Annotated in this window: 18 protein-coding genes; 10 read left to right on the top strand and 8 right to left on the bottom strand. The window is 75.8% G+C overall.

Annotated elements, in window-relative coordinates; genetic code table 11:
• Positions 1 to 3: 3 nt before the first annotated feature.
• Complete coding sequence (locus tag I4I82_RS12060; protein WP_218592044.1) at positions 4 to 1,707, bottom strand: flavin-containing monooxygenase; 1,704 nt, start codon at positions 1,705 to 1,707, stop codon at positions 4 to 6.
• A gap of 82 nt (positions 1,708 to 1,789) precedes the next feature.
• Between I4I82_RS12060 and I4I82_RS12055 the strand changes: the two genes are divergently transcribed.
• From I4I82_RS12055 to I4I82_RS12045, 3 genes are all read left to right on the top strand, one after another.
• Positions 1,790 to 2,383 carry a TetR/AcrR family transcriptional regulator gene (locus I4I82_RS12055; protein WP_218592045.1) on the top strand — a complete coding sequence of 198 codons (594 nt, stop codon included), beginning with the start codon at positions 1,790 to 1,792 and terminating at the stop codon, positions 2,381 to 2,383.
• A 70-nt stretch (positions 2,384 to 2,453) separates the two neighbouring features.
• Positions 2,454 to 3,107, top strand: coding sequence for a YbhB/YbcL family Raf kinase inhibitor-like protein (locus tag I4I82_RS12050; RefSeq protein WP_218592046.1), 654 nt, complete (start codon positions 2,454 to 2,456; stop codon positions 3,105 to 3,107).
• 62 nt (positions 3,108 to 3,169) lie between these two features.
• Positions 3,170 to 4,783, top strand: a complete 1,614-nt coding sequence (locus tag I4I82_RS12045; protein ID WP_218592047.1) for an AMP-binding protein — start codon at positions 3,170 to 3,172, stop codon at positions 4,781 to 4,783.
• A gap of 4 nt (positions 4,784 to 4,787) precedes the next feature.
• On the opposite strand, the gene I4I82_RS12040 is transcribed toward I4I82_RS12045, so the two are convergent.
• The 3 genes from I4I82_RS12040 to I4I82_RS12030 all read right to left on the bottom strand — a co-directional run bounded on the left by I4I82_RS12040 (position 4,788) and on the right by I4I82_RS12030 (position 9,302).
• The gene (locus I4I82_RS12040) at positions 4,788 to 6,452 is read right to left on the bottom strand and encodes a CocE/NonD family hydrolase (protein WP_218592048.1); all 1,665 of its coding nucleotides are present in this window, start codon (positions 6,450 to 6,452) and stop codon (positions 4,788 to 4,790) included.
• A gap of 599 nt (positions 6,453 to 7,051) precedes the next feature.
• The gene (locus I4I82_RS12035; protein ID WP_218595703.1) at positions 7,052 to 8,287 is read right to left on the bottom strand and encodes an acyl-CoA dehydrogenase family protein; all 1,236 of its coding nucleotides are present in this window, start codon (positions 8,285 to 8,287) and stop codon (positions 7,052 to 7,054) included.
• 58 nt (positions 8,288 to 8,345) lie between these two features.
• Complete coding sequence (locus I4I82_RS12030) at positions 8,346 to 9,302, bottom strand: AraC-like ligand-binding domain-containing protein (protein ID WP_218590652.1); 957 nt, start codon at positions 9,300 to 9,302, stop codon at positions 8,346 to 8,348.
• Between the two features lie 82 nt (positions 9,303 to 9,384).
• Here I4I82_RS12030 and I4I82_RS12025 point away from each other — a divergent pair, with 82 nt between their 5' ends.
• Together I4I82_RS12025 and I4I82_RS12015 are read left to right on the top strand one after the other, a co-directional pair.
• Positions 9,385 to 10,287: an alpha/beta hydrolase gene (locus I4I82_RS12025; protein ID WP_218590651.1), complete on the top strand. Its 903-nt coding sequence runs from the start codon at positions 9,385 to 9,387 to the stop codon at positions 10,285 to 10,287.
• A gap of 151 nt (positions 10,288 to 10,438) precedes the next feature.
• Complete coding sequence (locus tag I4I82_RS12015) at positions 10,439 to 10,801, top strand: hypothetical protein (RefSeq protein WP_218590650.1); 363 nt, start codon at positions 10,439 to 10,441, stop codon at positions 10,799 to 10,801.
• A 94-nt stretch (positions 10,802 to 10,895) separates the two neighbouring features.
• Here I4I82_RS12015 and I4I82_RS12010 read toward each other — a convergent pair whose 3' ends face one another.
• The gene (locus I4I82_RS12010) at positions 10,896 to 11,327 is read right to left on the bottom strand and encodes a DUF6194 family protein (RefSeq protein ID WP_218590649.1); all 432 of its coding nucleotides are present in this window, start codon (positions 11,325 to 11,327) and stop codon (positions 10,896 to 10,898) included.
• 105 nt (positions 11,328 to 11,432) lie between these two features.
• Here I4I82_RS12010 and I4I82_RS12005 point away from each other — a divergent pair, with 105 nt between their 5' ends.
• A complete protein-coding gene (locus I4I82_RS12005) occupies positions 11,433 to 12,323 on the top strand; it encodes an SMP-30/gluconolactonase/LRE family protein (protein WP_218590648.1) in 891 nt (296 codons plus the stop codon).
• 96 nt (positions 12,324 to 12,419) lie between these two features.
• Here the strand turns inward: I4I82_RS12005 and I4I82_RS12000 are convergent, their stop codons facing one another.
• Positions 12,420 to 14,264, bottom strand: coding sequence for a GAF domain-containing SpoIIE family protein phosphatase (locus I4I82_RS12000; RefSeq protein ID WP_218590647.1), 1,845 nt, complete (start codon positions 14,262 to 14,264; stop codon positions 12,420 to 12,422).
• 86 nt (positions 14,265 to 14,350) lie between these two features.
• Entirely contained in the window at positions 14,351 to 14,515 is a 165-nt protein-coding gene (locus I4I82_RS11995; protein ID WP_218590646.1) for a hypothetical protein, read from the bottom strand.
• Positions 14,516 to 14,755: 240 nt separating this feature from the next.
• Between I4I82_RS11995 and larE the strand changes: the two genes are divergently transcribed.
• Genes larE through larC form a run of 3 tightly spaced genes read left to right on the top strand, consistent with a single transcriptional unit; the run spans position 14,756 to position 17,444 of the window.
• Complete coding sequence (larE, locus tag I4I82_RS11990) at positions 14,756 to 15,601, top strand: ATP-dependent sacrificial sulfur transferase LarE (protein WP_218590645.1); 846 nt, start codon at positions 14,756 to 14,758, stop codon at positions 15,599 to 15,601.
• Positions 15,598 to 16,296, top strand: coding sequence for a nickel pincer cofactor biosynthesis protein LarB (gene larB, locus I4I82_RS11985; RefSeq protein ID WP_218590644.1), 699 nt, complete (start codon positions 15,598 to 15,600; stop codon positions 16,294 to 16,296). The genes larE and larB overlap by 4 nt, the downstream gene beginning before the upstream one ends.
• Positions 16,293 to 17,444 carry a nickel pincer cofactor biosynthesis protein LarC gene (gene larC, locus I4I82_RS11980; RefSeq protein ID WP_226370003.1) on the top strand — a complete coding sequence of 384 codons (1,152 nt, stop codon included), beginning with the start codon at positions 16,293 to 16,295 and terminating at the stop codon, positions 17,442 to 17,444. The genes larB and larC overlap by 4 nt, the downstream gene beginning before the upstream one ends.
• Here the strand turns inward: larC and I4I82_RS11975 are convergent.
• Positions 17,437 to 17,835: an OsmC family protein gene (locus tag I4I82_RS11975; RefSeq protein WP_218590643.1), complete on the bottom strand. Its 399-nt coding sequence runs from the start codon at positions 17,833 to 17,835 to the stop codon at positions 17,437 to 17,439. The genes larC and I4I82_RS11975 overlap by 8 nt on opposite strands.
• A 77-nt stretch (positions 17,836 to 17,912) precedes the next feature.
• Between I4I82_RS11975 and I4I82_RS11970 the strand changes: the two genes are divergently transcribed.
• Complete coding sequence (locus tag I4I82_RS11970; protein ID WP_218590642.1) at positions 17,913 to 18,257, top strand: hypothetical protein; 345 nt, start codon at positions 17,913 to 17,915, stop codon at positions 18,255 to 18,257.
• Positions 18,258 to 18,292: the final 35 nt, after the last annotated feature.

The following is an 18,292-nucleotide window of genomic DNA, read 5'->3' as shown; positions in this document are numbered from 1 at the left end:
GGGTCAGGGCGTCGCCGCGGCGGCGGTGAGGTCCTCCGGGGCCGGCTCGGGCACCTCGTCCGTGACGGCCTCGGGGGGCCGCGCCGGCTCGGCGCCGTCGAGCCGGAAGCCGGTGTAGCCGCCGTCGGCGACGGACGCGCAGATCTGCTTGTAGGTGTTGAGCCCGCCGACCCACATCATCAGCTTGCGCGCCTTGCCCTCGATGTTGCCGCCGGTGTACCAGGAGGCGACCTCGGGGTAGAAGGTGTAGCTGCCGACGTGGGCCACCTGCTGGTCCCACTGCTCCTGCGCGGCGGCGTCGGCCTCGATCGTCGTGACGCCCTCGCGGCGCAGGTGGTCGAGGCAGGCGGCGATCCACTCCACGTGGTGCTCGATGGAGCGCATGACGTTGGTGAGGGCGGTCGCGCTGAGCGGGCCGGTCACCGTGAACAGGTTGGGGAACCCGGCCGTGGCCAGGCCGAGGTAGCTGCGCGGCCCGTCGGCCCAGGCGTCGGCGAGGGCGAGGCCGTCGCGGCCGCGGATGCCCATGCGCGTCAACGGGCCGGTCATGGCGTCGTAGCCGGTGGCCATCACCAGGTCGTCGGCCGGGTACTCGCCCGCGGCCGTGCGGACGCCGTGCTCGGTGACCTCCACGATCGGCTCGGCGCGCACGTCGACGAGCTCGACGGTCTCGCGGTTGAACGTCTCGTAGTAGTCGGTGCCGACGGTGGGCCGCTTCGACGAGATCGGGTGGTCGTGCGGCTCGAGCCGGGCGGCCACCTGCGGGTCGCGCACCGTCTCCCGGATCCGCTCGCGGACGTACTCGGACACGATCGCGTTGGCCTCGCGCGAGGTGGCGACGTCGGCGTAGGTGCCGACGAACTCGGTGCCGCCGATCTCCCAGCGCCGCCCGAGCTCCGCCGCGCGCTGCTCCGGGGTGTCGTCCAGGGCCGAGCGGCCGGTGCCCGCGGTGTAGTAACCCGCGACCGAGATCTCGGCCTGCTGCCGGATGAACTCGCGGTCGCCCTGGGCGTGGAAGACCTCCCGCGCGGTCAGCGGGCGGTTGCGCGCCGGCATGACGAAGTTGGCGGTGCGCTGGAAGACTGTGGTGTGCGCCGCGGCCGCCGCGATCTCCGGGATCGCCTGCACGCCCGACGAGCCGGTGCCGATCACGGCCACCTGCCGCCCGGCGAAGTCGACGCCCTCGTGCGGCCAGTGCCCGGTGTGCAGGACGCGGCCGGCGAAGCGGTCGAGGCCGGGGATCGCCGGTGTGTTCGACGCCGAGAGCAGCCCGACCGCGGCGACGACGAACCGCGCGCGCGTCCCGCGGCCGTCGCGGGTGGCCAGCGACCAGGTGGACGAGCTCCCGTCCCACTCGACGGAGCCGACCTGCGCGCCGAAGGAGATGTCGCGGCGCAGGTCGAGCCGGTCGGCGACGAACTCGGCGTAGCGCAGGATCTCGGGCTGCGTGGCGAACCGCTCGCTCCACGCCCACTCGCGGTGGATCTCCTCGGAGAACGAGTAGCAGTAGTCGACGCTCTCCACGTCGCACCGCGCACCCGGGTAGCGGTTCCAGTACCAGGTGCCGCCGACGTCGCCCGCCGCCTCGAACACGTGGCAGCTCATGCCCTGCTGCCGCATGAGGTGCAGGGCGTAGAGGCCGGCGAACCCGGCGCCGACGACGGCGACGTCGACGTCCGCCGGGACCGGGGTGGGGTGGTCGTTCACGGCTGCTCCCAGGGGAAGAGGTGTGACGCACGACGCTAAGATGGACACTGTGTTCGGGTGCGGCCGCGGCTAGGATCCGCCGATGACGCAGCCGACCTCGCTGCGCGTGCAGCAGCGCGCCTACACCCGCGAGCGCCTGCTCCGCGCGGGTGCCGAGGTCTTCGGCCGCAAGGGCTACCCGGCCAGCACCGTCGACGACATCGTGGGCGCCGCCGGGGCCAGCCGGGCCACGTTCTACCTGCACTTCCGCACGAAGTCCGACGTCGTGGCCGAGCTCGGCGAGCGCCTGCTGGTGGAGACCCGGGCGTTCTACGCCGAGCTCGACGAGGTCCTCGCGACGGGCTCGCGCGCGGCGATGCGCGACTGGATGGCGCGCGCACTGCAGTGGATGGTCGACAACCGCGCGGTGCTCACGGCGGCCGACGCGTTCGGCGGGCCGGAGTCCTACCGCTCGGTCGACTCGTTCGTCGAGCGCATGCCGCGCTGGCTGGAGCGCTGGCCGCAGGCCCGCCGCCGGGAGGCGCGCACGCGGATCGCGCTGCTGACCAACCAGTTCCGCGGCGTCCTGGCCTTCGAGATGCCCGTCGACGGGGAGCACGGCGACTTCACGCGCGAGAACGTCCTCGACGGCCTCACCGACGTCTGGCTGGCCGGGCTGCAGCCGCCGCCGGCCTGACGAGCCGGCCGCGGGCGCGCGTGGGCCCGCTGCGGCCGGGTATCCCGGGCTCCCGACGTGAGGAGGACCGATGCCGAACCCGGGCAGCCACGCCTACGACGTGCAGCGGACCAGGCTGCGCGCGCAGTACGACCAGGACGGGACGCAGCACACCAACGACGGCAAGGCGGACGCCGCGGCGAACGCCGAGCTCCAGCGCGACAACCCCCCGGTGACCCTCGGCGACCCGGACCGCGCCGCCGGCCCGCGCGGCGGCGCCCCCGCCGGCACGGACGGCGGCGACGGCGACCCCCGCTCGATCGTCCTGCGCAGCACCGCGTTCGTCGACCACGGGCTCGTGCCCGCCGAGTCGGTGGGCGACGGGCCGGCGCTCCAGTGGACGGAGGTGCCCGACGAGGTGGTCGAGTTCGCCGTCCTGTGCGAGGACCGCGACGCCGGCGACGCCGTGCACTGGCTGGCCGCGGGCATCCCGTCGACCGAGTCCGGGATCCCCTCGGCCACGGACCTGCCGGTCGGCGCGGTCGCGGGCCGGGCCGACGACGGCGCGGTCGGCTGGCGCGCGCCGGAACCGCCCGTGGGCGACTCGCACCGGATGATCTTCCGGCTGCTGGCGCTGGACCAGCGGCTCGGGCTGGAGGAGGGCGTGAGCGCCGAGGAGCTCCGCGCGGCGGCGGAGGGCCACGTCGTCGGCCACGGGACGCTCGTGGGGCTCGTCGCCCGCTGAACCCCCGCCCCCCGGTAGCGTCGCGGCGCGCGCAGGCCGAAGACGAGGAACGGGGTGGGTCCATGACCGCGAGCGAGCGGGTCGAGACGCTGATCGGGGAGTACGGGGCGGCGGACCTGTCCGTCGCGCACCTGCTCTGCGACCGGCACGATCCCGATGCCGTCGCGGTGACCGTCGTCGGCGACGCCGGGTCGGCCGACCTCACCTACGGCGAGCTGCGCCGCCGGTCCGAGGCCGTCGCGGCCGGGCTCGCGGAGCTCGGCGTCGGCCCCGGGACGCGCGTGGCGGCGCTGCTGCCCAAGGGCGTCGAGCTCCCGGTCGTGGTGCTCGCGCTGTGGCGGCTGGGTGCGGTGTACGTGCCGCTGTTCACCGCGTTCGCCGCGCAGGGGATCGTCCTGCGGCTGGAGGCCAGCGGCGCCACCGTGCTCGTCTGCCACGGCTCGCAGCGCGCCAAGCTCGACCCCGGTCCGGACGTCCCGGCCGACGCGCCCTGGCGGATCGTCACCGTGGGGGAGGGCGCGCGCGAGGGCGACCTGCCCTTCGACGACCTCGCCGCGGCCCGGCCGACCGGCGGTCGGCCCGCGGTCCAGGGCCCGGACGGCCCGTTCCTGCAGCTCTACACCTCGGGCACGACGGGCAAGCCCAAGGGCGTCGTCGTTCCGGCGCGGGCGCTGGCGTCGTTCGTGGCGTACCTGGAGTTCGGCCTCGACGTCCGCGCCGACGACGTCTACTGGAACGCCGCCGACCCGGGCTGGGCCTACGGCCTCTACTACGCGCTCTGCGCTCCGCTGGCCGCCGGGCGCCGGACGGTCCTGCTGGAGTCGAACTTCACCCCCGCCGTGTTCTGGCGGGTGCTCGACGAGCAGCGCGTCACGAACGTCGCCGCCGCGCCGACGGTGTTCCGCGCCCTGCGCACCGCCGGCCTGCCGACGCCCGAGGGCCTGGTGCTGCGGGCGGCGTCGAGCGCGGGGGAACCGCTCACCCCGGACGTCGTCCGCTGGGCGGAGGGCGCGCTGGGCGTCGCCGTGCTCGACCACTACGGCCAGACCGAGCTGGGCATGGTGGCGATCAACGGGCACCACCCCGACGTCCGCGCCGAGGTCCGGCCGTCGTCGATGGGGCGGGCGATGCCCGGGTTCGTGCTCGCCGTGCTGGAGCAGGACGGCGACGGACCGGCCCCGGCGGGCGAGGTCGGGCGCGTCGTCGTCGACGTGCCGGCCAGCCGCCTGATGTGGTTCACCGGCTACGACGGCGCCCCGGAGAAGTCGGCCGAGCGGTTCACCGCCGACCGCGCCTTCTACCTGACCGGCGACAGCGGCTCGATGGACGCCGACGGCCACCTCTACTTCACCGGCCGCGACGACGACGTGATCCTCATGGCCGGCTACCGCATCGGGCCGTTCGACATCGAGTCCGTGCTCGCCCTGCACCCCGACGTGGCCGAGAGCGCCGTGGTCGGCGTGCCGGACGAGGTGCGCGGCGAGGTCGCCGAGGCGTTCGTCGTGCTCCACGGCCGCACCGGCGACGACGAGCTCGCCACCGAGCTGCAGCAGCTCGTCCGCACCCGCTACGCCGCGCACGCCTACCCGCGCCGCGTGCACTTCGTCGACGCCCTGCCCAAGACCCCGAGCGGCAAGGTGCAGCGCTACCTGCTGCGCGGGGAGCGCGCCCGCTAGCCCCTCAGGTGAGCACCGGCAGCTCCACGTACGACGGGTGCGCCGCGTCGTGGTGCACCTCGAACCGGCAGGCCCGCCCCGCCGTCGCGGTGCCCAGCGGCTCGCCGGTCCCGGTGTTGCGGGCGAACCGCGGGAACGCCCCGCCGCTGACCTGCACCCGCAGGCGGTGCCCGGCCCGCACCCGGTACGCCGTCGGGAACAGCTCGACGTCGACGGCGAGCACCCCGTCCTCGCCGACGGTGACGTCCGGGCCCGGCACCGTGCGCGGGTCGAGGCGCCGGATGCCGTCGACGACGTTGCGCGACACGCCCTCGGCGTCGACGTCGCAGACGCGGACGAACACGTCGGCGTGCTCCAGCGAGGGGCGCACGTGCACCCGCGCGCGCACCGGGCCGACGACGTCGACGTCGGCGGAGAGGACGGGCCCGGTGAACACCAGGACGTCCGGGCGGGCCTCGACGGCGCGGTTGTCGGCCTGCTTGCCCGGGGGCTTGAGCGTGGGCCCGCCGACGGTCGGGGTCGGGTCGGCCGGGTCGTGGACGAAGCGGCTGGGTTCGGCGTCGGTCCCGGCCTCCTCGGCGAGCCCGCCGCCGGCCTGCAGGTGGTGGCGGACGGCCCGGGCCGCGGGCGGCGGCCACGCGTCGAGGTCGAGCCAGCGGTCGGCCTGCTGCAGGTACAGGCGCACGGGCGCGCCCGCGGGGGGCGGGCCGCCGAGCAGGTGGTGGGTCAGCCACGTGACGTCGCTGCGCAGGAGCTCCTTGATCTCGCCCGGCTCGCCGTGCAGCCACGGGCCGACCACGATCCGGGCGGGGACGCCCGCCTCGCGCAGGCGGCGGTAGTCGTCGAGCTGACCCGCCGCGAACAGGTCCCACCAACCGGTGACCATGTTGACCGGTGGCATGCGGGAGAAGTCGGCCCCGTCGTGGTCGGCGACCGACCAGAACGGGTCGCCGGGCTCGGCGTGGGTGACGAAGTCGCGCCAGAACGCGACCGGGGCGCCGACCGCGGTCGTGTCGGCGGCCTGCAGGGGGAGCGCGCGCATGGCCCGGCGGAGCCGGGCCTCGAGGCGGGGGTGGGGCAGCGGCGCGAGCGGTCCGCCCACCTCCTGGCGCCCGATCTGCGCCGCCCAGGTCAGCGCCGTGTGCAGCATCGGGGCGCCGTTCTCGTAGAACGCCCGGGTGATCTTCGAGGCCGTGATGTGCGGCGAGGCCGCCACCAGCGGCGGGTCGACGTAGGGGGCGATGGCCCACTGCGTGTGCCCGAAGTAGCTGCCGCCGGTGGTGGCGACGCGGCCGTCGCACCAGGTCTGCTCGCGCAGCCACGCGACGGTGGCGAGGCCGTCGTCGTGCTCGGTGGTGAACGGCCGGAAGTGGCCGCCCGAGCCGAACGTCCCGCGGGTGGACTGCACGAAGACCTGCAGGCCGCGCCGGACGAACGGCGTCACGAAGCCGTGGGCGGCCAGGCCGGTGCGGCCGTAGGGCAGCCGGATCAGCACCACGGGCTGCGGGCCGGGGCCGCGCGACGGTCGGTACAGGTCCCCGAGCAGCGACACCCCGTCGGCGACGGGGACGGCGAGGTCGCGCTGCACCTCGTAGGCGCTCGTGCGCAGCGGCAGGCCGAGCACGGCGTCGGCGACGAGGCCGCCGAGACGGGTGGCGAGACGGACCATCGGATCTCCTCCAGGGGTTCCACCCGATCATGTCCTGCCCGCCGCCGCGGCGCGAGCGTCGACGGGCGGTCGCGCCGCGGCGTCTGATCGATCCTGCGCCAGGCCGCCCTCGCCGACCGCTCCCGCGCGGAGCCCGTCGACCCGTCGTGACCGTCGGCCGGACCGGGAGGAGGCCCGCCATACCGGAGATCGACCAGGACTCCCTGGGTGCGAGCCTGCGCCGCCTGAGCGGGGTGCGGGACCAGAGGCTGGAGCAGGCGCTGCGCGAGACCGTGACCGCGTGCGTCGACCTGTTCGGCGTCAGCGGAAGCGGGCTGATGGTCGCCGACGAGCAGAACACCCTGCGCTACGTGGCGGCGAGCGACGGCCCGGGCAATCGGCTGGAGGAGATCCGTCGAGGAGCTGGGGGTGCGCGCGATGCTCGGGGTGCCGGTGCGGCCGAACGGGATCGTCGTCGGCTCGCTCGACGTGTACCGCGACGTGCCCGGGGTGGGCGTGGTCGCTCGACATGCTGCGCCGCGTCGCCCGCCACGACCGCCGCCGCATCGCCGACGTCGCCCAGCAGCTGCTCGGCACGGGCCGGATGCGCGGCTGAGGCGTCAGCTCATCCCGGACGCGGCCAGCGGGTCGTAACCCGGGGTGCGCAGCAGCTCCTGGAGCTGGCGGCGCCGCACCCCGGTGTTGGAGCCCTCGATGACCGGGTAGGCCAGCGCGTCGTCGAGGTACCGGACCAACGGGAACCGCTCGTCGTAGGCCGAGACGCCGACCACCCCCATCAGCTTGGTGATCACCTCGACACCGGTCTCGGAGCCCAGCACCTTGGCGTGCAGCGCCCACTCCAGGCCCGAGGGATGGCCGGACAGCGCGGCGTCCAGGGCGCGCCAGGAGAGCAGGCGGACGGCCTCGATGCGGCTCTTGGCGTCGGCCAGGAGGTCGGCGACGGACTGGTGCTCGATGATCGGGACGGCGCCGCCGCGCTTCTCGGTGGTGGCGAAGCGGTGGGCGACGTCGAACGCCTCGCGCATCGCCGCCACGGCGAACGTGCCGATGGAGGCCCCGCTGCCGACGAAGGCGTTGCGGGTCAGCGCGACGCCCTGCCCCTCCTCGCCGAGCAGGTTGGCCCGGGGCACGCGGACGTCGACGAGCCGCACGCGGGCGGTGAGGCAGCCGCGCAGCCCGGGCAGGTCGTAGACCTCCTCGACCTCGATGCGCCCGGCGAGGTGCTCGCGCTCGGCGACCACCAGCGACACCCCGCCCGGGGCGCGGCAGACGATCGTCATGACGTCGGGGCCGTCGCCGTCCCAGCCGGGCAGGTGCGACGCCCACGCCTTGCGTCCGTTGATGACGTAGTCGTCGCCGTCGTGCACGGCGGTGGTCCGGGTGCCCTCCGCGGGGGCGGCGGCATCGAAGTTGGCGCTGCCACCGGGCTCGGAGTACGCCATCGCCGCTACGGGCGCGCCGGAGTCGGCGAGGAACGGGGCGACGAACCGGCGGATCTGCTCGGGCGTGCCCACCTCGTAGACGGGCGCGAGCGCGATGAGCGGCCCGGCCATCGAGATGACGAAGTCCGGGCTGTGGGCGGCCCACTCCTCGATGAGCACGGCGGCGTCGACCCCCCCGGTCGCGGCCCCGCCGAAGGGCACCGGCACGAAGCCCTTGAGGAACCCGGCCTCGACGGCGCGCTCGAAGGCGGGGCGGGCGAGCGCGGCGCGGCGGGCGGGGTCGGGCTCGGCGCGGACGGCGGCGGCGAGGTCGCGCAGGTGGGCCTCGGCGAACGCGCGCGCGGCCTTCTTCAGCTGCACCTGCTCGGGCGACAGCGAGAACGAGACGGACATCGGGCTCCTCGGGACGGCGGAGCAGCCAGGGTCGCCCGCGCCGGGGCGGCCGGTCTCGTCATCGCGTGTGCGGTGGCCGTGCAGTTCGTGCGCCGCGCCGCACGTCGCCGGGCGCGCAGCCGAACTCCCGGCGGAACGCGCGGCTGAACGACGCCGGGTCGTCGAAGCCGGCCGACGCCGCGACCTCGGTGATCGTGCCCGTCACGGCCGGATCGGCCAGCAGCGCGGCGCAGCGCTCCAGGCGCAGCGTGCGAACGGTCGCGGCGAACGTCGTGCCGCTGCCGGCGAACGCGGCGTGCAGAGTGCGCGGGGCGACGGCGAAGCGCCGGCACACCGACGCCACCGACAGCGAGCGGTCGCCCAGGCGCGCCCGCACGTACCGCAGGACCTCGGCGCGCAGCACCTCGCGCAGCGGCTCCTGCGGCGCGGGGCTCCGGGCCAGCGCGGCGGACACGGCCGAGGCGAGCGCGAGCTCGAGGTCGGCGCGGGCGCCGGGCGGCGTCGAGTCGTCGACGTCCCACAGGGCGGCCAGCAGCGCCGTCACCACCCCGCCCGCACCGCTGGCGTCGCGGTTGCCCGCGAGGTGCGGGGCCAGCAGCCCGGGCCGGGCGTCGAGGAGCTCGTGGGGGAGGCGGTAGGACAGCATCCGCCAGGGGCCGTCGAAGTCGAACCAGTAGGGCTCGGTGGTGTCGACGACGGTGAACTGCCCGGGCTCGACCACCGACGCCGTGCGCCCCTGCCGCGCCTCGCACCGGCCCTCCAGCTGCAGGTTCACGAAGTAGTAGGCGCCGTGCGTGCGTGCGACCTCGGCGGGGCCGTGCGCGGTCCGCTGCGGCTGCGAGGCGATGCTCGCGCGGACGACCCGCTGCAGCGGCCGCGTCTCCACCCGCGCGGCGAAACCGGGGCCCTGCTCGGCGCGGCTCGGGGTCAGGGGGACGAAGGCCTGGCAGATGACCTCGTGCCAGTAGTCGAACTGCTCCCGGTCGGGCCGGGCGGCGACGTCCCACACGGCCATCCGGCGACCTCCTCCGCGGGTTCGGCCGATCGTCCCCCCGCGGTCGCCGCCGGTCAACGCCGATGGGTGCGACGATCGCCGCGTGCCGGACTCGCCGTTCCACCCCAGCCTGACCCTCGCCCGCCGGCTGCCCCGCCGCGTCGTCGGCCCGCGCACGCTGCGGCCGGTGCGGTTCCTGTCCCGCCTGGCCGGACGGCTGCCCGGCTCCGGGAAGGGGGCGGAGACCGTCGCGCTCGGGGCGGGCGCGTCGATGCGCGTGTTCCGCCCGGCGTCGCCCACCGGCGCCGCGCTGCTGTGGGTCCACGGCGGCGGGTTCGTGATCGGGACCGCCGCGCAGGACGACGGCCTGTGCCGGGCCGTCAGCGAGGAGCTGCAGGTCGTCGTCGCGTCGGTGGAGTACCGGCTGAGCCCGGAGCACCCGTTCCCGGTGCCGCTGGAGGACTGCCACGCCGGGCTCGTCGCGCTGGCCGGGCTGCCCGGCGTCGACCGGGCGCGGATCGCGGTCGGCGGCGCCAGCGCCGGTGGCGGCCTGGCCGCCGGACTCGCCCTCCTGGCCCGCGAGCGCGGCGAGGTGGCGCCGGTGTTCCAGCTGCTGTCCTACCCGATGCTCGACGACCGGACGACGCTGCGCACCGACCTCGACGAGAGCGCCTTCCGGGTGTGGGACCAGCGCTCCAACCGCTTCGGGTGGGCGGCCTACCTGGGCGACGCCGCGCACGGCACCGTCTCCGGGCTCGCCGCGCCCGCCCGCCACGAGGACCTCGCGGGCCTGCCGCCCGCGTGGATCGGGCTCGGCGACCTCGACCTGTTCCACGACGAGGACCTCGCCCACGCCGCACGGCTGCGCGAGGCGGGCGTGGCGTGCGAGGTGCAGGTCTTCCCCGGCGCGTACCACGGGTTCGACGGGGTGGAGCCGAAGGCGGCGATCTCGCGGGAGTTCCGGAAGGCGCAGGTGCGGGCCCTGGCCGGGGCGCTGCAGTCGTGAGGCCGCTGGTCCTGGCCGGGGCCGCCGTCGTCGACACGCGGGCCGGGGGCGTCGCGCCCGGGCAGGACGTCGTGATCGAGGGCGGACGGATCACAGCGGTCGGGCCGGGTGCGGCTCCGGCGGGCGCGGAGGTCGTCGACGCGGCGGGGACGTGGGTGGTCCCGGGGTTCGTCGACGTCCACGCGCCCCGCTGCAGCGCGCCGACCCGGCGGAGCTGCTGCGCCGCCGCCGGGAGGGGACGCTCGGACTGCCTGCGAACTCGCCCGCGGTGCCGGCGCTGCCCGGGGCGCTGCTGACGCCGATGAACGCCGGGAGCGCCGACGCCGCGGTCGCCGAGGTGCGCCGGCAGGCGGACGCGCTCTACGACCTCCAGCTGCGGCTCACCGGCATCCTCGACGAGGAGGGCGTGCCGCTCCTGGCCGGCACCGACGCGGTCGGCGCGGGGTGGGTCATGGCGGGTTCGTCGCGGCACCGGGAGTTCGACGAGCCCGCTCGCGCCGGGGTCTCAGAATGAGAGGGTCACGGCGCCCGACGCACGGCGCGTGAGCGGTACACCACGGCAGTTCGGCGGCCTCGGAACAGCCGTGATGTACCGCTCACGCGGTACTTCACGCCCCGTCCCGCCGCCGCGACGCGTTGGCGTACTTGCGCTCGGCGAGGGCGTGGGCGCGGGCGAGCAGGTCGCGGACCGTCGGCCAGGAGGTGTCCGGGTTGAGCACCGCCACCCAGTGCATCGGGCCGTAGACGGGGTGCGGCACGAGCACGTCGAGGGCAGTGCGGTCGTGCTCGGCGCCGGCCGGCCACAGCTCGGCGAACAGCGCCTTGGGCAGGCCGATGTTGAGCCGGAAGACGCCGGGGCGGCCGAGGTCGGACGCCGTGTCGTGGGCGTCGGAGGTGACGATCGTGGCCCACGGCAGCTGGCGCTCGGGCGGGAGGTCGCGAGCGGGGTCGTGGACGAAGTACAGGTCGCCGTTGGCCTCGAGGACGTACGTGCCGGGGTGGGTGTCGACGATGTGCTGCCGGATCGTGGCGGGGTCCATGGCGGGGAACGGTAGGGCCGTGGCCCGGGGATCTGCGACCGTCCCTGTGATGCAGATCACTCCGTAGCGGTGTCGAGGAGGTCAGGGGTCGACCGTGTGGAAGGCATGACAGGCACCGCCACCACCACCCGCGTCCTGCTCGCCGACCTCGTGATCGGCGAGTCCCCCCGCTGGCACGACGGCCGCCTCTGGTTCTGCCACTGGGGCGCCGACGAGATCGTCGCCGTCGACCTCGACGGCACCGCCGAGGTCGTGCTCGCCGACCACGACCTCGGCCCGCACTCGATCGACTGGCTGCCCGACGGCCGGATGCTGCTCGTCACCAAGGGCCGCCCCGGGCTGCTGCTGCGCCGCGAGCACGATGGCGAGATCGTCGTTCACGCCGACCTGAGCGGGATCGCGTCGGGCTGGAACGAGCTCGTCGTCGACGGAAGGGGGAACGTCTACGTCAACGGCTCCGACTTCGACCTCCTCGGCTTCTTCGCCGGCACCGCCGAGTTCGTACCCGGCGTGATCGCCCTGGTCACCCCGGGCGGCGCGGTGCGGCGGGTGGCCGACGGCATCCGGTTCGGCAACGGGATGGCCGTGACGCCCGACGGCGGCACGCTGATCGTCGCCGACTCCTTCGCCGACACGCTGCTGGCCTTCGACATCGCCGACGACGGGAGCCTGGGGAACCGCCGCGTCTGGGCCGACGGCGTCACCCCCGACGGCATCTGCATCGACGCCGACGGCGCCGTCTGGACCTCCGCCGCCTCCTTCGGCCGCGCCGAGGACGACAAGGACTGCGTCCGCGTCGCCGAGGGCGGGGAGGTGCTCGACCGCATCCCGCTCGACCGCAGCGCCTTCGCCCTCATGCTCGGCGGCGACGACGGCCGCACGCTGTTCGTCATGGAGGCGGTCTGGAACCACCTCGACCCCTGGGGCGGCCCGCGGACCGGGCAGGTGCGCGTCGCCCGGGCCCCGGCACCGGGGGTGGGCTGGCCGGCGCGATGAGTTCCCGGGCGCGGTGCCGGTCCGTACCGGCATGGCGGGCATCCAGGACGTGGTGGCGGAGATCGTCGACGAGGCGGCCGCCTCCGGCGCCGGGCCCTAGGGGATCCGGAGCGCGAGCACGACCACGTCGTCGGGCGCGTCGGCGGCGAGCCGCTCCACCACGATGTCGACGAGCCGCTGGCAGGACACGTCGCGGTGGCGGTCGAGCAGGGCCGTGAGCCGGGCGAGCCCCTCGTCGACCTCGTGGCCGCGCTGCTCGACCAGCCCGTCGGAGTAGAGGAACAGCAGCGACCCGGGCTCCAGCCGGACGTCGTGGTCGTGCCGCGGGGACGAGGCCAGCGCGCCGACGCCGAACAGGTGGTCGTGCTCCTCGAGCAGCCGCGGGGGCTCGCCCGGGGCGAGGACGACGGGCGGCGGGTGCCCGGCGTTGGTCCAGCTCACCGCCCAGGCGCCGGTCGGCTCGGCGCGCAGGTAGGCGAGCACGGCCGTGCCCATCGCGCCGCGCCCCATCCCGGTGGTGGCCGACTCCAGCGCGGCCAGCGCGTGCGAGGGCGGCTCCCCGGCGTGGTCCCAGCAGGCCTGGCGCAGCATGGGGCGGAGCTGGCCCATGACGGTGGCCGCGCCCAGGTTGTGGCCCAGGACGTCCCCGACGGAGACGGCGACGGCACTCCCGCCCGACGGGCCGCCCGGCAGCACGGCGGCGTCGTACCAGTCGCCGCCCACGTGCTCGCGGGAGTCGGCCGACCGGTAGCGCGCCGCCATGACCAGGCCCGGAACCGACGGCAGCGGGGACAGCATGGCGTTCTGCAGCTGCTGGGCGACGCCGATGCGGTGCTGCAGCAGCTCCGCGCGGTGCAGGGCCTGCGCGGCGAACCCGGCGACCGTGGTGAGGGGCAGCAGCTCGACGGGGTCGAAGCGGCGGGGCACGTCCCAGCCCAGCACCATCGACCCGATGACGCCCGAGTCGCCCGTCAGCGGCACCGCGACGACGGAGTGCAGGCCGAGGTCGCGCAGCAGCCGCCGCACCGGCGCGGGGTAGGCGGAGTCGAAGTCGGGGCGGTCGCCGTGGTGCACGATCCGGGCCAGCCGCACCGAGGCCGCGGACGGGACCGGGGCGTCGGGCCGGTAGACCGCCGACGTCCCGTCGAGAGCGCCGGTGGCCCCGCTCGGGGCGTACAGGCCGGCGTGGCCGTCGTAGCGGTGCAACCGGCCGTCGGGACCGAGCAGCGAGATGCCCACGTAGCTCGGCGCCACCACGTCCCGGGCCGAGGCCAGCTCGGAGATCCGGTCGCGGACGTCGGTGACCGTGGCGGTGCGGGTGAACGCCTGCGAGGTCAGCAGCATCGACTGGCTCCGGTCGAACGACCTCCGCAGGTCGCCCTCCAGCAGGTCGCGGCGGGCTCGCTCCTGCTCGGCGTCGAAGCGCGCGAGCCGCAGGCGCAGCTCGACCGAGCATCCCCACGCGAGGTCGCGCAGCGCCTCGGTCTGCCCGGGCGTCCACGGCCGCGGGCGCGTGTCGATCGCGCAGAGCGACCCGAGCACGTGCCCCTCGGCGTCGGTCAGGGGCATGCCCGCGTAGGCCATGACGCCGAGGTCGGGGATCGCGAGGTTGTCGCGGACCAGGGGGTGCTCGGGGGCGTTCTCGACGATCAGCGGCTCCGCGGTGGCCACGACGTGCCGGCAGAACGAGTGCGAGAGCGGGGTGGCGCGCCGCGACGCCCACGGCTCGGGGAGGCCGACGAACCCGGGGAAGACCTGCTGCGCGGGCTGCACGAGCGTGACCAGCGCGACCGGCACGTCGAGCCAGCGCTGTACGCGCGTGGCGATGCGCTCCATCTCCGGGTCCGACCGGGAGTCGAGCCCCGACTGCTCGAGCGCCCGCAGCCGCGCGGGATCGCAGAGGGCGTCGTGGACGGCCGGGTCGAGCGCGATCTGGTCCACTCACCCTCCGCCGGTCTCACCCCCGGCGAGTCTGGCACAGGGCGCGGTCGTTCACCTCTCAACGAGTCGGTCGACCGCGAAGCGCATCAGCACGACCCCGGAGCGGAACGGACGGGTCTCCACACGAACAGCCGGAACTCGTCGACCGGGCCCTCCCCGACCAGCGCGCGGACCAGCCGCGTGCTGCCGGTGGCGACGAGGTCGATGACGCCGTCGAGCGTGATGTCCTCGGTGACCGCCGGCGTGCGCACGGTGCTCCTCCTCGGGTCGTGATCAGCCAGTCGTCAGGTGCTACCGGAGGACGGGCAGGAACTCATCTGTCGGACTCCTGCGGCGAGGATCCACTATCGGTGACGCCCGTCTCCTATGATGGAACTCTACGGTGGAACGACGCCCGCCCGGTCCGGTGGCGTCGCACGACGACCGGTGACCCGCCGGCGGGTCGACCTATGCTCGGGTCGTCCGGCTCCGCTCTCCGCGAAGGGAACCCGATGCCGCGCACCGCTCCGCCCGCCGACGTGGACCGCCGGGCCGAGGACCTGCGCGCCCGGCTCGCCGAGGAGTCCGGCGTCGTCGTCGCCTACTCGGGCGGCGCCGACTCGGCCCTGCTCGCCGCCCTCGCCCACGAGGTGCTGGGCGCGCGGGCCCTCGCCGTCACGGCGGTGTCGCCGAGCCTGCCCGAGTCGGAGCGGCGCCGGGCCGCGGCGTTCGCGGCCGACCGCGGGTTCGCCCACGTCGAGGTGCGCACGCACGAGTTCGCCGACCCGCGCTACGTCGCCAACGCGGGCGACCGCTGCTACCACTGCAAGTCCGCCCTCTTCGACGCCGTCGCGCCGCTCGCGGCCTTCGCTGGCGCGGTGGTGGCGCTCGGCACCAACCTCGACGACCTCGGCGACCACCGGCCGGGTCAGCGCGCGGCGGCCGAGCGGGGCGCGATCGCGCCGATGGTCGACGTCGGGCTGACGAAGGCGGAGGTGCGCGCGATCAGCCGCCGCCTCGGGCTCGACACCGCCGACAAGCCCGCCGCGGCCTGCCTGTCCTCGCGCGTGGCCTACGGCGACCCCGTCACCGCCGACGTGCTCGCGCGCGTCGAGAGCGCGGAGGACGCGCTGGCGGCGCTCGGGTTCGGCCAGTGCCGCGTGCGCGCCCACGCCTCCGGCACCGTCGGGCGGGTGGAGGTGCCGGCCGCGGAGCTCGGGCGCGCGCTGGACCTGCGCGCCGACGTCGTCGCCGCGGTGCGGGACGCCGGGTTCGCGTTCTGCGCGCTGGACCTCGACGGGTTCCGCAGCGGCGGCATGAACGTCCTGCTCGGGGTGCCGACCGTCGGCGCGCGATGACCGGCGGTCCTACCGATCCGGGGTTCGCCGACCTGGGCTTCGCCCGCCCCGACACCGACCGCGAGGCCCGCTCGGGCCTGCCGGAGGTCGTCTACGGGCCGGGCAAGTCGCCCGACCAGGTCGCCGCCGTGGTCGCGACCCTGCTGGCGGCCAACACCGGTCCCGTCCTCGTGACGCGCGTCGAGCCCGGCACGGCCCGCGAGGTGCTGGCCGCCGTGCCCGGCGGGCACCACGACCCCGATGCCCGGCTGCTGGTCTGGCGGCCCGCCGCCCCGCTCGGGTTCCGCCTCGCCGTCGTCTCCGCCGGCACGTCGGACGGGCCGGTCGCCGCCGAGGCCGGGGCGGTCGCGACGGCCGTCGGGCTCACGGTCGACGCCGTCGCCGACGTCGGGGTCGCCGGGCTGCACCGGCTGCTGGCCGTGCGCGGGCGCATCGAGTCGGCCCACGCCGTCGTCTGCATCGCGGGGATGGAGGGGGCGCTGCCCAGCGTCGTCGCCGGGCTGGTGAGCCGCCCGGTCATCGCCGTGCCGACGTCGGTCGGCTACGGCGCCGCGCTGGAGGGCGTGACGGCGCTGCTGGCCATGCTCACCTCGTGCGCGGCCGGCGTGACGGTCGTGAACATCGACTCCGGGTTCGGCGCCGCGATGGCCGCCCGCCGCCTCGCCGGGGCCGTCGCCCGCGGGGCCGACCGGTGATCGTCTGGCTCAACCCCGTCGGCGGCGTCTCCGGCGACATGCTCCTGGGCGCGCTGATCGGGCTGGGCGCGCCCGTCGACGGCGTCCGGCAGGCCGTCGCCTCCACCGGCCTGACGGGCTGGGACCTCGAGGTCACCGACGTGCGGCGCGGGGCGCTGCGGGCCACGCGCGCGACCGTCCGCGTCGAGGCGCAGCCGCCCGAGCGGCGCGCGGCGGACCTGCTGGAGATCGTGTCGCGCGCCCGGCCCGCCGGGGTGGCCGCCACGGCGCGGCGGGCGATCACCGCGATCGCGGAGGTCGAGTCGCGGCTGCACGGCGTGCCGGTCGACCAGGTGCACCTGCACGAGATCGGGGGCGTCGACACCGTCGTCGACACCGTGGGGGTGGCCGCCGCTCTCGCCCTGCTCGACGTCGACGCCGTGCGCTGCGGCCCGCTGCCGATGGGCACCGGGACGGTGCGGACGGCGCACGGGATCATCCCGCTGCCCGCCCCGGCCACGGCGGCGCTGGTCGCCGCCGCTGGCGCGCCCGTCACCGCGGGCGGTGACCGCGAGACCGTCACGCCGACCGGGATGGCGCTGCTGCTGGCCCTGGGCACGCGGTTCGGTCCGGTGCCGGACATGACGGTGTCGGCCGTCGGCTACGGCGCCGGGGGCCGCGACGACCCCGGGCGCGCCAACGTCGTGCAGGCGCTGCTCGGCACGGCTCCCGACCCCGGGACGCCGGGGGAGGTCACGCCGATGACGCTGCTGGAGACCACCGTCGACGACGTGTCCGGCGAGGTCCTCGGCCACGTGCTCGACCGCGCCCTCGCCGCCGGCGCCGCCGACGCGTGGATCACGCCGGTGACGATGAAGAAGTCGCGGCCCGGCCATACCGTCCACCTGCTCGTGACGCCGGAGCGGGCGGCGGCCTGCGAGACGCTGCTGCTGCGCGAGACCGGCAGCCTCGGGGTGCGCCGGCGCACCGTCGACCGGCGCGCGCTGCCCCGCCGGACGAGCACCGTCGACGTCGGCGGGCACGTCGTCCGCGTCAAGCACGGCCCGTGGGGGGCCAAGCCCGAGCACGACGACCTGGTCGCGGCCGCCGCTGCGCTGGACCTCCCGCTGCGCGAGGTCGCCGCGCGGGCGGCGCGCGCGGTCACGTGACGGTGAACGTGATCTCGGGCGGCTCGGCCAGGGTGCGCGTGACGTAGCAGACCCGCTTCGCGGCCTCCACGAGCTTCTGCATGTCGGCACCGGTGGGGGAGTCGGCGCGCACGTCGACGCGGAACGCGCGGAACCGCGGCCCGTCGTAGGTGCCGGTGACGTCGACGGCCAGGCCCGCGAGCTCCACCTCGCGCTTCGCCGCCGTCCAGGCCAGCGCGATCGTGAAGCAGGAGGCGATGGAGGCCAGCAGCAGCTCGGTCGGCTGGGGTCCGGAACCGGTGCCCCCGACCGACTCCGGCTCGTCGGAGAGGACCTCGAAGCCGCCCGCGTCGACCTCGGCCCGCAGCCCGCCCGTCCAGCGGGCCGACACGCTCCGCTCCGTCGCGCTCACGCCCGGTCCCCTCGTGCAACACCGGTGCAACCGGTTCGCGCGAGAGTGCGCGGCATCACAGCAGACAGGAGACGTCGATGACCGCTGCAGTCCACGCCCCGCTCCGGCTGGTGCCCTGCCGCGACGCCTGTCCGGGCGGCGCGCGCCGGGCCCACCACGACCGCCTGCTCACGGTCGACACCGACACCGACGCGCTGTTGGAGCTCATCGAGCTCGCGGTGACCTGGCACGAGCTCGAGCACCCCCGGGAGCGCCTCGTGGGGCCGCAGGAGTGGGCGACCTTCGCCGAGCGGCACCACTGGGCCGACCCCGACCGCGCCGAGCGGGCCTTCGTGCTGGCGGCGGACATCGTCGACCGCCACGCTCCGGCGCTGCGCGCCCGGGCGGGCCGGACGACGATGCTGGACCTGATCACGGGCTAGGGTCACGTATCGGATAGTAGAAGTAGTTCACTTAT

Origin of the sequence: Pseudonocardia oceani (assembly GCF_019263585.2) — a bacterium.
GTDB classification, from domain to species: Bacteria; Actinomycetota; Actinomycetes; order Mycobacteriales; family Pseudonocardiaceae; genus Pseudonocardia; species Pseudonocardia oceani.
The sequence above is the reverse complement of the archived record's forward strand: the minus strand, read 5'-3'. Positions and strand labels throughout refer to the sequence as shown.

Coding starts and splice junctions, on each gene's coding strand:
- larE (WP_218590645.1), top strand. CDS start 14,756: ATGCCGCGCACCGCTCCGCCCGCCGACGTGGACCGCCGGGCCGAGGAC.
- larB (WP_218590644.1), top strand. CDS start 15,598: ATGACCGGCGGTCCTACCGATCCGGGGTTCGCCGACCTGGGCTTCGCC.
- I4I82_RS12010 (WP_218590649.1), bottom strand. CDS start 11,327: ATGGACCCCGCCACGATCCGGCAGCACATCGTCGACACCCACCCCGGC.
- I4I82_RS12030 (WP_218590652.1), bottom strand. CDS start 9,302: ATGGCCGTGTGGGACGTCGCCGCCCGGCCCGACCGGGAGCAGTTCGAC.
- I4I82_RS12035 (WP_218595703.1), bottom strand. CDS start 8,287: ATGTCCGTCTCGTTCTCGCTGTCGCCCGAGCAGGTGCAGCTGAAGAAG.
- I4I82_RS12050 (WP_218592046.1), top strand. CDS start 2,454: ATGCCGAACCCGGGCAGCCACGCCTACGACGTGCAGCGGACCAGGCTG.
- I4I82_RS12005 (WP_218590648.1), top strand. CDS start 11,433: ATGACAGGCACCGCCACCACCACCCGCGTCCTGCTCGCCGACCTCGTG.
- I4I82_RS11970 (WP_218590642.1), top strand. CDS start 17,913: ATGACCGCTGCAGTCCACGCCCCGCTCCGGCTGGTGCCCTGCCGCGAC.
- I4I82_RS12040 (WP_218592048.1), bottom strand. CDS start 6,452: ATGGTCCGTCTCGCCACCCGTCTCGGCGGCCTCGTCGCCGACGCCGTG.
- I4I82_RS12045 (WP_218592047.1), top strand. CDS start 3,170: ATGACCGCGAGCGAGCGGGTCGAGACGCTGATCGGGGAGTACGGGGCG.
- I4I82_RS12055 (WP_218592045.1), top strand. CDS start 1,790: ATGACGCAGCCGACCTCGCTGCGCGTGCAGCAGCGCGCCTACACCCGC.